Source organism: Brevibacterium pigmentatum (assembly GCF_011617465.1).
GTDB lineage: Bacteria > Actinomycetota > Actinomycetes > Actinomycetales > Brevibacteriaceae > Brevibacterium > Brevibacterium pigmentatum.
This window is the reverse complement of sequence record NZ_CP050153.1, coordinates 2,935,340-2,948,936: the sequence shown is the minus strand read 5'-3', so window position 1 is coordinate 2,948,936 and position 13,597 is coordinate 2,935,340. Positions and strand designations below refer to the sequence as shown.

Sequence of the window (13,597 nt, the reverse complement as noted above, 5' to 3'; positions counted from 1 at the left end):
GATTCTTGCTCCTATTCTCTCCGGTTTACACGTGAATCCGGAGTCTTTCGCCACCATAACGCCGCCCTGACCGGGACGGAACCCCCGTCAGTTTCTACCGGTCTCGTCGTCCTGGGCGATATAGACGCGAGAGCGCAGCCGCTGGGCGTGTGTGAGGTTCTTCAGGTCGATGTCGCTGTCGAAGCTTGAGCCGAGCGCGCCGGCGACGACGCCCATCGCTGCGCTCAGCCATGCGATGTCGAGGTAGTTCGTCAGCCGGGCTTCGGGCCGGGGGTCGTCTGCGCCATGAACTCGGGGTCGATGACGATGAGCCCACCGGCGAGGATGCCGATGACCAGCAAAGCGTAGAGGCCCGTCACGCAGATGATGAGTGTGAGTACGGTGGACAGGTTGTAGTAGAAGACGACCTGAGCCAGGCGTTCATTGACCGGGCGATCTCAGAGCCGATTGATCGTGGTCAGCCAGCCGACCATGACTGCGATGGCGATGGCGCCGATCGAAATGAGACGAGCGGTTGAGAGGTGATGGGACATCTGCCAGATGGAGCTGTAGAAGATGCCGAAGGCGCCGGTCGCAGCGGCCGCGGCCATGGCACGAGAGAGTCTGCGGGCCATCCGCAGCGGCTCATTGGCCATGGTCATGCCCAGGACGGGGCGAGCTCCGCCGGTGAAGGTGTGAGCATGAAGGGTGCGGCCTCCCGACTCGGATCGGCTCGACCACCGGCCCCAGAAGGCGAATTCCGACGCTTTGTCCACTGGGTTTTCAGGCCGAATCTGATCTCGGACCCCTGAACGCGTATTCTGATACCGACGTGTCGACGAGACGAAGGAGGACGCGGTCAATGGCAGTTCTGGTGACCGGAGGGGCCGGTTACATCGGTTCGCACGTGGTGCGGCTGCTCACCGAACGCGGAGACGACGTGCTCGTCGTCGACGACTTCTCCACCGGCATCGACGCTCGCGTCGAGGGCCTGCCCGTGGTCGATCTCGATCTGGCTGCGGCCGATGCCGAGGAGCGCCTGGTGTCCGCGATCAAGGAACACGGCGTCGACTCGATCATCCACTTCGCGGCGAAGAAGCAGGTCGGCGAATCCGTCGAGGAGCCGGTCATGTACTACCGGCAGAACATCGGGGCACTGACGAACATCCTCGCCGCCGTCGAGGCGACCGGCATCGAATCGCTCGTCTTCTCCTCCTCAGCCGCGACCTACGGCATGCCCGATGTCGACATGGTGCCTGAGGATCTCGACTGCCGCCCCATCAACCCGTACGGCCAGACGAAGCTCATCGGCGAGTGGATGATCGACAACCAGATCACCGCCTCGCGGATGCGGGGCACCACGTTCAACGCCGTGAAGCTGCGCTACTTCAACGTCGCCGGTGCCGGCTGGAGCGAACTCGCCGACACCGCCGTCATGAACCTCATCCCGATCGTGCTCGGGCGGCTCAAGGACGGCAAGGCGCCGATCATCTTCGGCGACGACTACGACACCCCCGACGGCACGTGCATCCGCGATTACGTCCACGTCAAGGACCTCGCCGAGGCGCATATCGCCGCCCTCGACTACATGAAGGCCGGCGACACCACGGAGACCGTGTTCAACGTCGGCACCGGGGCCGGCGCCTCGGTGAAGGAAGTCATCGACACCATCGCCGAGGTGACCGGCCGTGACATCGTCCCCGAAATGGGCGAGCGTCGCGCCGGTGACCCGCCGGCGCTGGTCGCCGACGTCACCCGGATCTCCGCCCTGCTCAGTTGGAAGGCCGAGTTCGGTCTCGAGGAGATCGTCCGCAGCGCTGTCGAGGCCGCGGGGATGTTGCCGAACCAAGAACGATGACGCAATCGGACCCAGCCGCAACAGCACTTCACCGGGTCCGAGCACGTTCCGCGCCAGGGCACGAGCTGCCGGTCGGGGCGCGGGTGGCACTGCATTTCCATCCCGGTGACGACGCCTCTGAGGCTGGGGTGCTCGAGTCGATTCTCGAGCTGGGACAGTATCTTTCCCAGTTCGCCACAGGCACGAGCAATGGCGGTCTGACGGCCTTCCCCGGCGGCGACCGGTGGCTCTGGGAGCAGAGAATCTTCGGTGGAGCCTATGACCATGTGGAGGTGCACCACCGACCGGTCTATGGGGCACTTGACCTCGACGGCGACCCCTATGGACCGGCACCACGATTCGGGTCGGCCTATCTGAGGCTTCGCCCGGAGGTCCTTGCGCGAGCGACGTTCGCCTATCCGGACAGCACTTTCGGCCCGGAACTCTTCGGAGTCGCCGATCACATGGGGCTCATTGCTGACTTTCGTCGCGACGAGGTGGTGAACGATGGGGCTGTTGCTCAACGGGACGGGAGGTGTCGCGACCGCCTCGATCACTACATCGAGGCCCATGTCCACGGAGGGGTGACCGTGCCCGACGACGTTGAAGCATTGGTGGTCGATCCAAGCTTCGCCGATCATGCGGTCGTGGAGAGAGCCGGCCGCTGCGGCCTCGTTGTCGAGACTCACCCCGGCTATGTCGCCGAGGATGCCGAAATTGCGGCGCACCCGGAATATCGGGGTCAGGATGTGGTCGAGCTCGCACAGCGGATCGTCGAGAGGCTGGCGAACTCAACCCAGTTGCTCCCCATTCATGTCGCACGTGCCAGACGGGTGTGGGACCTCGACGGGCAGCAGAGCAAGAAGCTTTGGCACTGCCTCGCACGATTTGGTCGGACCTGGTGAACCACTCCGTTACTTCGCGGGTTTCATCTCGCTTTCGACGACCCATTTGTGGTTCGTCATCTCCATCTCATCGGTCTTGATGTCGACCATGTAGACGGTCTCGTCCGTCGCTGAGTCGATCGTCGCCTCGGCACCCTTCATTCCGGGCATATGATCGGCGTTGACGGTGGCCTTGTCGCCCTTCTTCAGCGGTGCCTTGCCCGGGTCCTTGAGCTCTTCGTGGACGACCCACTTGTGATCCTTGACCGGGTCTCCACCATCGGTCGGCGTGTAGCTGATTGAGTAGGTCGTGGTGTCGAAGGCGCCGGAGACTGTTGCCTCGGCGCCCTTCATTCCCGGCATGTGATCGGCGGAGAGGACGACTGTGTCGCCGACGTCGAACTTCGGGTCGGCGGCTTTCTTGATGCCCTCCGGTGGGTCGCCGCCGTCGGCGGCGTGCCCTTCATGGCCACCCGATTCGTGTCCGGATTCGCTGTGGTCCATGTCGTCGTGTTCGGAGCCGCCAGTTTCGCTCGAGGCGGACTCGTGGCTGCCGTGGGGGTCTTCTCCGCCCGATCCGCGGCCCTCGTCATTCGCAGTTGAGCAGCCTGCCAGAGCCAGTCCGAGTGCTGCGGTGACCGCAGTGAGGCGGGCGGCTGGATTGAGCTTCTTCATGAGTGGTCTCCTGGTTCGGTGAGACGGTCGCGTCGGATTCGCTCGGCGGCAGATGGGAACCTTTCAGGGCATCCCATCTCGTGGACCCGCCACGGTCACCCTATACCCCTTATGGGTATGATTGCCAAGACGGCATACGTGCTCTGCATCCGTAGTGACATGGGGATATATATGAAGACGACGCAATTCGTGTTGGGGGCTGCGGCCTTCGTTCTTGCTCTGACCGGGTGTTCTGCTTCTGGAACGGGAAGCGAAGCATCCACAGAATCAGGAGAGTCTGCAGCAGTGCAGTCGGGTTCGGCTGAAACGCTGCTAGCTGACCTCGATCTGGCCGACGAGGACGTCACAGGAGTCATCGATCACCTCGATCGCCTGCCTGTCGACGAGAGGCCCACCGACCTCATGGCCTCGGTCCAGCCTGACGAACTTGTTCTCACCGATGGACAGCAAGAGGCGACGATGGCACTGCCGGAGGGGAAGAGCTACGTCTCCATCGCTCCCTTCGTCGATGAGACGCACGACTGCTTCTACCACAGCCTCACGACCTGTCGGGGCGAGTTGAGCGAGAAGGACGTCGATGTGGTGATCACAGACTCAGAGACGGGCGAAGCAGTGGTGGATGAGTCGACGACGACCTTCGATAACGGGTTCGTCGGCTTCTGGGTGCCGTCCGGCATCACCGGTACCATCGAGGTCACCGCCGAGGGCAAGACCGGTACGACCGATTTCTCCACGAGAAGCGATGGGCCCACCTGCGTGACCGACCTCAAGTTGAAGTAGTCACGAGGAAGCCGGGCCGACCGTCGTCACCCACTCGACAGGAGCACTGCTATGACCCACCATATCGTCATCGGAGCGGGCTTGGCCGGTGCCGCAGCCGCGTATTCCCTGACCGCGCGCGGCGAGGATGTCACCGTACTCGAACGGCATACGCCGGCCAACGACCGAGGCAGCTCCCATGGCTCAGCGCGGATCTTCCGGTATGCCTATCCCGATCGTCTCTACACCGAACTCGTGGTGCGCGCCCGTGAACTGTGGGACGACCTCGAGGCGAAATCGGGGACGGAGCTGATCACTCGCACCGGAGCTCTCGACTTCGGCGACGCCAGGCACACGGATCTCCTCGCCGAGATCTTCGAAGCCGTCGGCGTCGAATACGAAGTCCTCGATCCTGCACAGGCCGCAGAACGGTGGCCGCAGTTCGCCTTCGATACCGAAGTTCTGTGGCACCCCGACGCCGGCGTCATCGATGCCGAGACCACGGTGACGACCATGCTCGACCGTGCAGTGGACACCGGTCGGGCTCGGATACTCACCGATTGGACGGTCACCGAGGTGGCCCGACGTTGCGCGGGCGGCTTCAGTGTCACCTCGGCGACGGGGGAATCCGTGGAGGGCGACCGCGTGATCGTCGCTGCGGGCGGGTGGCTGCCCGACCTCCTCGGCGATCTTGGCCTTCCGCAAGGATTCCTCGACGCACTGCCGAGGTTCGAAGTGCGGCAGGAGCAGGCCTTCCACATGCCCTACCGCGATGCCGACGCAGACGGACGGCCGAGCACACCCTGGCCGACGTTCATCCACAAATCCGGTGAGATGTTCACCTACGGACTGCCCGGCGGGCGGGATGCCGGTTTCGCGGGGCAGAAGTTCGCGCAGTTCAACGGTGGGAAGGTCATCGGTTCGGCGCTCGACCAGGACGGACAGATCACCGAGGAGATGCGGACCCGAATGATCGACTATGCGAAGCGGAACCTGCCGGGGCTCGTTCCGGAACCGTACGCGGAGACCACGTGTCTGTTCACGAACACACCGAACGAGGATTTCGTCATCGACGAGGTGGATGGCCTGGTCATCGTGTCTGCCTGTTCGGGGCACGGGGCGAAGTTCGCGCCGCTGCTCGGTGAGTTCGCGGCCGACCTTGCAACGGGAGCCAGCAGTGTGCCGGAACGGTTCCGGGTGGGTGGCGCTTCGACTTCGTGATCGAGCGGGGTGCCTCGGGGACTCGGTGTCTTAGCGCGGGGCTGCCTCAGTGTTTTGACGCGATGATGAGGTGCCGCGTCGAGTGAGCGACGAAGGACTCGCCCCCGCGCATCTGAGTGTCGAGTTCACGCAGCTGCGGAAGGTAGTCGGCGACCGCGAAATCGGGCACCCACCACGGGCACTTGCGCAGGATCCACACGATCGCACCGACGTCGAAGAACTCGATGCGGCAGCGTGCGCTGCGCAGCGTTTCGACCGCGAGTCCGGCCGCCTCGGCGGCGTCAGTTTCGGTCTGGGGATGCCGTGCCCGGCGGTTCTCGGGCAGCGGTCCGAGGAAGAACTCGATGAGTTCGAACGCCGATGCCGGACCGACGTGCTGGGCGAGGTAGGTGCCGCCGGGCACGAGTACACGGCTGATCTCCGACCACGCGGGACTCACTGGATGTCGCGAGGTGACGAGGTCGAAGCTCCCGTTGGCGAAGGGCAGCCGGCGCGGGTCGGCTTCGACGACATCGACGCCTCGCGGGCCGAGCCGGTGACGGGCCACGGCGATGTTGGGGCGGTGCGACTCGGTCACCGCCATGCGCGGCGGCAGCATCGGGGCCTCGTCGACGACCTCACCGCCGCCGGTGTCGATGTCGAGGGCCGCGGTCGCGGTCGACAGCCGCCTGGCGAGCAGCGTCGAGTACCTCCACGCAGGACGCTCCTCGGTGGTGCGTCCGTCGAGCCAGTCGAATCCCCAGCCAGTGACATCGGCGGACTGTGCTTCGGTGACGAGCTCGTCGAATGCGCGCATGTGTCCATCCTCGCGCACACGACTCTCACCCGTCGAGCGATGAGGCGGCGGGCCGCCTCGGCGAGGTTGATGTTGCGGTGGGCGGAACTGAGTGCGCATTGCGCGAATTCTCGGGTCGGTGATGGTCACAAAATCTCGCGGAACGGGCATGATGGCCTTATGACCACAGATATGGATATTGCGCTCAGCGCCGAGCTCGATCCCATCGTCGACATCGCCGCTGGGCTGGGTCTCGACGCGAAGGACATCATTCCCCACGGATGGACGAAGGCGAAGGTGCCCATCGACGTCCTCGACCAGGCGGCCGAAACCGCCACAGATGGCAAACTCATCCTCGTCACCGCTATGAGCCCGACCCCTGCCGGCGAGGGAAAGACCACGACGAGCATCGGCCTGGCCGACGGACTCAACGAACTCGCGCGGTCGAAGCCCGAGGTCGGCAAGGCCGTGCTCGCGCTGCGGGAGCCGAGCATGGGTCCGGTCTTCGGAATGAAGGGCGGGGCGGCCGGCGGCGGATACGCGCAGGTCGTGCCGATGGAAGATATCAACCTCCACTTCACCGGCGACTTCGCGGCCATCGCGGCGGCGAACAACCTCGCCGCGACCATGCTCGATAACCACATCCACTTCGGCAACGACCTCGACGTCGACCCGCGGCGCATTCATCTCCGCCGCGTCGTCGACCTCAACGATCGAGCACTGCGGGGAGTTGTCGTCGGACTCGGCGGACTCAACGGGGGAGTGCCCCGCGAGGATGCCTTCGACATCGTCGTCGCCAGCGAGGTCATGGCTGTGTTCTGCCTGGCCACCTCGTTGGCCGACCTCAAGGAACGGCTGGGACGGATCGTGCTCGCCCACAGTAGAGGACGGGAGCCGATCACGGTCGCGGATATCGGGGCGGCGGGGGCGATGACTGCGCTGCTGCGCAATGCTCTGGCGCCGAACCTCGTGCAGTCCTTGGAACATTCGCCGGCGTTCATCCACGGCGGACCGTTCGCCAATATCGCCCACGGCTGCAACAGTCTGCTCGCCACGAAAGCCGGGCTGGCGCTGGGGGACTGGGTTGTCACGGAGGCCGGATTCGGTGCCGACCTCGGTGCCGAGAAGTTCCTCGACATCAAGTGCCGAACCGCCGGGATTTGGCCGTCTGCCGTGGTCGTCGTCGCGACCTTGCGAGCGCTGAAGTACCACGGGGGAGTCGACGTGGCCGACGTGAACTCTCCTGACGTATCGGCGGTGCTGGAGGGCATGAGCAACCTCGAACTGCACTGTCGGAACCTGCGCGAGATCTACGGACTGACCCCGGTCGTGTGCTTCAACCGGTTCCCCACGGACACCGACGAGGAGATGGCTGCGGCGATCTCTCATCTGGATGGGCTCGGGGTCGCCGCTGTGGAGTCCACACACTGGGCCGACGGCGGCAAGGGTGCTTTGGCACTGGCGGAGGCGGTTGTCGAGGCTGCGGGCGGGGCACCGGAGGATCCGGCCGCCTCGGCGAGGTATTCGTACGAGTTGGAGCGGCCGCTGGAGGAGAAGATCCGGACCATCGCGCAGCGGATCTACCAGGCAGCCGATATTGACCTGCCGGCCAAGGTGAAGCGGAAGCTGCGTCAGTTCACGGACGAAGGATACGGTGACGCGCCCGTGTGCATCGCGAAGACCCAGTACTCGCTGTCGACGGATGCGAGTCTGCGCGGGGCGCCGACCGACCACGTCATCGAGATCAAGGATGTGCGGCTGTCGGCCGGAGCCGGGTTCATCGTCGTCATCGCCGGCGACATCATGACGATGCCGGGCCTGCCGCGCGAACCCTCAGCGCTGAAGATCGACGTCACCGAGGACGGCAACATCACCGGCCTCTTCTGAGAGCTAATTACTACCCGACGGCGGCTCAGCAACCTGGCGCCAGGTTGCTCAGCCGCCGCCGGGTAGCAATAGGGGCCAGTCTGGGCGGGCAGCCAGTTCTGTGGTTCCTCCGTCTGCCGATGACCTAGCGTGCTTCGACGACCTGCTTGATCGCAGCGAGGGTCTCGAGAATGCCGGTCTGCGCAGACGCTGTCCGTGCGGCGATCTCCTCGGATGCCCGCGCACCGTACTTCTCTGCGAAGAACTCCTGCCCCTCCGGCAGGAACTCCCATGATTCGGTGAGCAGTGTGCCTCCATCGGCATCCTGCATACTGTAGGTCCAGTTGACTCGGCCGGGTCCCACGTTCCATCCGAAAGCCCGCCCTTCGTCGGCGACGACTACACGACTGCGAGTCTGCCACTCACGGTCAGGGGTGACGTTGCGCCCGGTGAACCAAGCTCCTACTCGTGGACCATCGCCTTCGTCCCACCAGCACTCTCGGCAGATCGGCGACCACTCTCCAGTCCGAGTCACGTCCGCAACCGTCCTGTAGACCGTCATGGGGTCGGCGCTGATGTGGATGGAATCTGCGAAGGTGAGAGACTCAGTCATGCCGGTCATCCTAGCGACCTCCGGACGCGCGCGGGCGATCTCTCAATCGGTGGTCGGGCAAGTACTTCGACCGGTCCGCAGTCAGTCTCCGGCGCTTCCTGTGACGCGATCGAAAACGGCGTCGAGAGCTGATGCCAGGGACTTGCGGTTGGCCTTGTCCATCCACTCGTTATTGAGCATTTCGTTGAGGCCGCCCGGGGTTTCGTGAGCTGCGACCAGGTCGTCGATGGGGTCGGTGGTCTGGGCGAGAGTGGTGCCGAGACCGACGAACTGGCCGCGGATGAAGTGATCGGCATCCGCCTGGTCCCAACCGCGATCGACGAGCCAGGCCGTGATCGTCTGCAAGAATGCGAAATGCGCCGACATCGTCGCGGTCACTGCCGAGAGCGTGGAGAACATCGTCTCATCGGCCGCGATCACCGATCCGCCGAGGTGGTTCAGCAGCTCTTCGACCGCGTCATTGGCCGGGTACACAGCGGTGACTCCCTTGCGCTCGCGGACGGCGGGCAGAGGGATGACGCGCACGATCGTCGGGGAATGCGGAAGGTTGGCCTTGAGCGTGATTGTTGAGACGCCGGCAACGGCGCTGACCAGGGTCTTCTTTGCCGGGATGTCGAGCTCGTCCGGGACTGCGTCGGTCTGCTGCGGCAGGACCGCGAGGACGATGAGGTCGCTGCGGTCGACGACGTCCTGATTGCTCCGACAGACCGTGGCAGACTCGATGGACTCACTGAGTTTCGCTGCACGGTCGGCATTGCGTGGGGAGAGGAAGATCTGGAGGTCGGCTTTCGCCTCGCTGTCTGCAAGGCCTTCGATCATCGCCGAGGCGATCTCTCCGACTCCGATGAATCCGATGCGTGTCATGTGCTCCTCCTTGAGTGGCGTGTCCCTGTTCGCATTGTGTCATTGACTCAATGGTCCGGGTGCGGGGACCTCGAAAGGGAGGTGAGCTGCCGTGCGTCCAAACAACCCGACGGCGGCTCAGATACCTCGCGCGAGGTATCTGCGCCGCCGTCGGATAGTAAATCGAGCGGGACGGGGTCGTTCGTCCTCATTGGAAGCTGTCGAGCACAACCTCGGCGACGGCGGCGACCAAGTCAGGCCTGTCCTCCGATTCGGAGTCGTCGGTTTCGGTCATGACGGAGATGATGATGGGCTTGCGATCGGGAGGCGTCACCATTGCGATGTCGTTCTGAATCGCATCCGAGTGTCCCGACTTGTCTCTGACGACCCATCCTTCGGGCGCGCCCGCGCGGATGAGCGGGTCTCCCGTCTCGTTCGCCGACATCCAGTCGAAGAGAACCTTGCGATCATCGTCCGAGAGTCGCTTCGCATCGAGAAGGCCCTGCAGGTTGGCGGTGAATGCGGCCGGGGTGGTGGTGTTGTCCGTGCTGCCCTCTTCGACGTCGTTGAGCTCCGGCTCTTCGTCGGTGACCTCGGTCGTCGAGTCACCGTCCTTCTCCATGGCGTCGTCGAGAGCCTCTGGTCCGCCAAGCTCATCAAGCACAATGTTCATCGCCAGGTTGTCGCTGACCCTCAGCGCGCTCTCGGCCACATCTTCCAGTGGCAGCCCGTCGTCGACGTGCTTCTCCGTCACCGGTGTCCATCCGGCCTCATCGACATCGGCCTGAGTCCAGGTCACGTTCTTCTCAAGCTCTTTCGGCGTCGTGCGATCGAGGAGTTCGGCGACGGCGAAGACCTTGAGCGAGGAAGCGAAGCCGAAGCGCTCGTCTGCACGGTGGTCAACTGATTCGCCGGACTCGGTATCGAGCGCGCTGACTCCGACTCTCGCGTCGTAGCGAGCTTCGAGTTTCTTGAGCTGGTCTTCGAGTCGCTGGTGGTCGTTGTTGTCAGTCGGGCTGTTTGAGGTTTCGGTCTGTGTATTGGACCGGTCAGGCTGAGCCTCACTCGGAGTGCAGCCGGCCAATGCCATGGCTGCCAGTGTCGACGCAGCGACGCACTGCAGGATACGGGCGTTCATCGATTCGTTCCGTTCTCTCCCCGACGGGAGTCGACTTCAGGTGGATCGGCGGGCCGAGCACTGTCTCGGGTTCGATGTGCTTGCAATGCTCGCTGTTGAACATCTTTCTCCACTGCTGCCATGCGGTCGAAGACTGAAACCCTCGTTCTCATATCGATAGCGCATACCATGAGGTCATGGACCTGGTAGACGCCTGTCGGACATTCACCGCTGTCAGCGAACTCGGCAGTATGACACTTGGTGCTGCCGCCGACGGAATCCCGCAGCCGGTGGCCAGTCGGCGCATCGCAGGGCTTGAGAAGCAGCTCGGTGCGCGGCTCCTCGAACGGACCGGACGGGGAGTGAGTCTCACACCGTTCGGTCGCGACATGCTGGTCCCGGCAACGCGGCTGGTCGAACTGGCAGACGAGCTGCTCATCGGTGCAGACCGGGCAAAGTTGCGGCCCATCTCTCTGGCAGTCCCGACTTCCTGCTCGACACGAAATCTTGCGGTGCTGGCGGCATCGATGAAGGACCGGGGGCTTCGGGTCGACTTCCGCTCGAGTCCGCCTGGAAGGCGGTCCGACGATCTCGCCGGGAGACGAGTGCGCGCTTCGGTGCAGACCGTTCCCGCAGACGAAGGCACTTGGATTGTCGCGTTGGGGTGTGCTCATCGCTCTCCGCTGACGGCTCCGGTGCGGATCGCCGACCTGCGGAGATCTCGGGCGCGGGTCCCCGGCGATGATCTCGAACTTGCAGGTCGACGCCTGCGAGTGATGAGCGAGGACAACGTTCCGCACATTCGCGACCGGGTCCGACGGTCCGCCGAGACCGCTGGTCTGCTTCCCTACCAAGTCATTGTGGACACCTCAGACCCTGACGCGGTCGCGGCGGTGCTCAGTGACGGTGATCTGCTGCTGTGCAGCGAGGCCGAGGCCGCAGAATTGGATCTTCCCTGGGCACCGCTCATCGACCCGACGATTTCTCGGGGCTATGAATTGGCGGCCGCCGCGGACGAGGACATAATGCTGCTTGCCGACTTCACCGAGGAGGTCGCTGATTGCCTCGGCGGACCGGTCGCCTCCGAGGCGAACAGGCGGCCTTCGAGGTCGGGAAGGCGACGATCGCTGTCCAGCGGTGCCGCCTCGGCGCCCGTTCCGCGGACCACGCGGTCGAGGGGTGAAGCGCCATGATCGAACGGAAGAGAGTCATCAGGGCGGCCGGAGCAGAGCTTGAACAGGCGGGTCTGAGCGCCAGAATCATCGCCCGTGATCTCGATACGAACGCCGAGGTTGCGCTCGCACCCGACGGAGCGCTGCCGCTGGCGTCGCTGGTCAAAGTGCCGATTGCACTGGCAGTGCTCAATCGGATTGTGGCGGGGGACCTTGCCGCCGACGAGCAAGTCCGAGTCGAACCGGCCGTTGCCGAATCTGCGAGTCCGACAAGTGCTGCACGCTTTCGGCACCCGGCGCGGATCGCGGTCGAGGATCTGCTCACCTTGGCCGTGTGCTTCAGCGACAACACTGCCGCCGATGCACTGCTTGACCTTGTTCCTGCAGCCGAGGTGCAAAGGGATCTCGATGCTCTCGGGCTGCGGACCATCGATATCCGCCACCGGCTCGATGCGCTGACGATGACACCGTTGGAGAGCCTCGACAGAGCCGAAGCGCACCTGGCCTACGACCTCGCACAGATTCGATCGTCCCAGGGCGACGGGCATCGGATATGGCAGCTCGACGTCTCCCGCGCCAACTCCGCCACGGCTCGCGGGCTGATGGGCCTCCTCGCCGAGGTCTGGCGCCCCGCGAGGCTCGACCACGGCGTCGCCGCCCGGCTGCGGGAGCTGATGTCCGGGAACGTCGTTCGCCACCGACTTGCGCCCGACCTGATGTCCGATTCGGCTCGGTGGTCGTCGAAGACGGGCACCTTGCTCCATCTCAGGCACGAGATCGGTGTCGTCGACCACGCCGACGGTCAGGCGATCGCCATCGTCGTGCTCAGCGAATCGAGCAATCCCGCTTCGGTTCAGCCCGCCGCGGAGGCTGCTCTCGGTGCCGCTGCCCGTGCCCTTCACGATCTGCTGAGGTGAGGGGAACGTCGGTCCGCAGACACTCTTTCCCTCCCGAACTACCTGACGGCGGCCCAGCAACCTCGCGCGAGGTATCTGGGCCGCCGTCAGGTAGTAATTCAGAAGGAGGGGAGGACGGAGCCGTCGGCCCACTTCTTCTCGATGAACTTCTTCACCTCGGGGGAGTGGAGCAGCTCGTCGAGCTTCTTGATGTTCTCGTCGTCCTTGTTCTCCGTGCGCACGGCGAGGAAGTTGCCGTAAGGGTTGTCCTCGGCCTTCTCCAGCAGAATGCCGTCCTTGGCCGGGTTGAGTCCGGCTTCGAGGGCGTTGTTTCCGTTGATCACCGAAGCATCGACGTCCTCGAGGGTGCGAGCCAGCTGCGCGGCGTCGGCCTCGACGAACTTCACGTTCTTCGGGTTGTCCTCGACGTCGGAGAGCTTCGCGTCGACCGCGTCCACGCCGTCCTTGAGGGTGATGAGCTTCGCGTCTTCGAGCATCTTCAGCGCACGACCCTGGTTCGACGGATCGTTGTTGATGCCGATCTTCGCGTTCTTCGGGATGTCACCCACGTCCTTGATGTCCTTCGAGAACAGCGCGAAGGGCTCGAGGTTGATGGGCTTGAACCCGGTGATCTCGTAACCCTGGCCCTCGACCTCGGAATCGAGGTACGGCTTGTGCTGGAAGTAGTTCGCGTCGATGTCGCCGTCGTTGAGCGCCTTGTTCGGCAGCGTGTAGTCCGTGTACTCGGTGACCTCGATGTCGAGGCCGGCATCCTCGGCGAGGTTCTCATCCACGTAGCGCAGGATGTCGCCCTGCGGCACCGGGGTCGCACCCACGGTGAGCTTCGTGATGTCGCCGTCCTTCTCACCGACGGAATCGGTGCCGCCGCCGACGAGTCCGCAGCCCGAGAGCAGCAGAGTCGCGCTGGTCGCGATCGCAATGAGCTTGGTCTTCATGGTT

15 protein-coding genes are annotated in these 13,597 nt (G+C 64.2%); 7 read left to right on the top strand and 8 right to left on the bottom strand.

Annotated elements, in window-relative coordinates; genetic code table 11:
• Positions 1–87: 87 nt before the first annotated feature.
• Together GUY30_RS18060 and GUY30_RS17790 are read right to left on the bottom strand one after the other, a co-directional pair.
• A complete protein-coding gene (locus tag GUY30_RS18060) occupies positions 88–216 on the bottom strand; it encodes a hypothetical protein (protein WP_266096027.1) in 129 nt (42 codons plus the stop codon).
• Positions 217–437: 221 nt separating this feature from the next.
• A complete protein-coding gene (locus GUY30_RS17790) occupies positions 438–755 on the bottom strand; it encodes a hypothetical protein (RefSeq protein ID WP_208091415.1) in 318 nt (105 codons plus the stop codon).
• 86 nt (positions 756–841) lie between these two features.
• Here GUY30_RS17790 and galE point away from each other — a divergent pair, with 86 nt between their 5' ends.
• Together galE and GUY30_RS13375 are read left to right on the top strand one after the other, a co-directional pair.
• Entirely contained in the window at positions 842–1,837 is a 996-nt protein-coding gene (galE, locus tag GUY30_RS13380; RefSeq protein ID WP_167198503.1) for a UDP-glucose 4-epimerase GalE, read from the top strand.
• An 83-nt stretch (positions 1,838–1,920) separates the two neighbouring features.
• Positions 1,921–2,721 carry a DUF3626 domain-containing protein gene (locus tag GUY30_RS13375; RefSeq protein ID WP_167198500.1) on the top strand — a complete coding sequence of 267 codons (801 nt, stop codon included), beginning with the start codon at positions 1,921–1,923 and terminating at the stop codon, positions 2,719–2,721.
• 9 nt (positions 2,722–2,730) lie between these two features.
• Here the strand turns inward: GUY30_RS13375 and GUY30_RS13370 are convergent, their stop codons facing one another.
• The gene (locus GUY30_RS13370; RefSeq protein WP_167198497.1) at positions 2,731–3,375 is read right to left on the bottom strand and encodes a YdhK family protein; all 645 of its coding nucleotides are present in this window, start codon (positions 3,373–3,375) and stop codon (positions 2,731–2,733) included.
• A gap of 18 nt (positions 3,376–3,393) precedes the next feature.
• On the opposite strand from GUY30_RS13370, the gene GUY30_RS13365 reads away from it, so the two are divergent.
• On the top strand, positions 3,394–4,155 hold the full coding sequence (locus tag GUY30_RS13365; RefSeq protein ID WP_228281347.1) for a CueP family metal-binding protein: 762 nt from the start codon (positions 3,394–3,396) through the stop codon (positions 4,153–4,155).
• A gap of 51 nt (positions 4,156–4,206) precedes the next feature.
• Positions 4,207–5,355, top strand: coding sequence for an FAD-dependent oxidoreductase (locus tag GUY30_RS13360; protein ID WP_167198494.1), 1,149 nt, complete (start codon positions 4,207–4,209; stop codon positions 5,353–5,355).
• A 46-nt stretch (positions 5,356–5,401) separates the two neighbouring features.
• On the opposite strand, the gene GUY30_RS13355 is transcribed toward GUY30_RS13360, so the two are convergent.
• Positions 5,402–6,151, bottom strand: a complete 750-nt coding sequence (locus GUY30_RS13355; RefSeq protein ID WP_167198490.1) for a class I SAM-dependent methyltransferase — start codon at positions 6,149–6,151, stop codon at positions 5,402–5,404.
• Positions 6,152–6,310: 159 nt separating this feature from the next.
• Between GUY30_RS13355 and GUY30_RS13350 the strand changes: the two genes are divergently transcribed.
• Positions 6,311–8,017 (top strand): formate--tetrahydrofolate ligase, encoded by a 1,707-nt coding sequence (locus GUY30_RS13350; protein ID WP_167198487.1) that lies wholly within the window; start codon positions 6,311–6,313, stop codon positions 8,015–8,017.
• A gap of 124 nt (positions 8,018–8,141) precedes the next feature.
• Here GUY30_RS13350 and GUY30_RS13345 read toward each other — a convergent pair whose 3' ends face one another.
• From GUY30_RS13345 to bla, 3 genes are all read right to left on the bottom strand, one after another.
• Entirely contained in the window at positions 8,142–8,609 is a 468-nt protein-coding gene (locus tag GUY30_RS13345; RefSeq protein ID WP_167198484.1) for an SRPBCC family protein, read from the bottom strand.
• Positions 8,610–8,690: 81 nt separating this feature from the next.
• Complete coding sequence (locus GUY30_RS13340; protein ID WP_167198481.1) at positions 8,691–9,473, bottom strand: NAD(P)-binding domain-containing protein; 783 nt, start codon at positions 9,471–9,473, stop codon at positions 8,691–8,693.
• A gap of 187 nt (positions 9,474–9,660) precedes the next feature.
• Entirely contained in the window at positions 9,661–10,590 is a 930-nt protein-coding gene (gene bla / locus GUY30_RS13335; protein ID WP_167198478.1) for a class A beta-lactamase, read from the bottom strand.
• Between the two features lie 176 nt (positions 10,591–10,766).
• Here bla and GUY30_RS13330 point away from each other — a divergent pair, with 176 nt between their 5' ends.
• Together GUY30_RS13330 and GUY30_RS13325 are read left to right on the top strand one after the other, a co-directional pair.
• Positions 10,767–11,762, top strand: a complete 996-nt coding sequence (locus tag GUY30_RS13330) for a LysR family transcriptional regulator (RefSeq protein ID WP_167198475.1) — start codon at positions 10,767–10,769, stop codon at positions 11,760–11,762.
• Complete coding sequence (locus GUY30_RS13325) at positions 11,759–12,658, top strand: serine hydrolase (RefSeq protein ID WP_167198472.1); 900 nt, start codon at positions 11,759–11,761, stop codon at positions 12,656–12,658. Before GUY30_RS13330 ends, GUY30_RS13325 begins: the two co-directional genes overlap by 4 nt.
• A gap of 98 nt (positions 12,659–12,756) precedes the next feature.
• On the opposite strand, the gene GUY30_RS13320 is transcribed toward GUY30_RS13325, so the two are convergent.
• Entirely contained in the window at positions 12,757–13,593 is an 837-nt protein-coding gene (locus tag GUY30_RS13320; RefSeq protein ID WP_167198469.1) for a MetQ/NlpA family ABC transporter substrate-binding protein, read from the bottom strand.
• Positions 13,594–13,597: the final 4 nt, after the last annotated feature.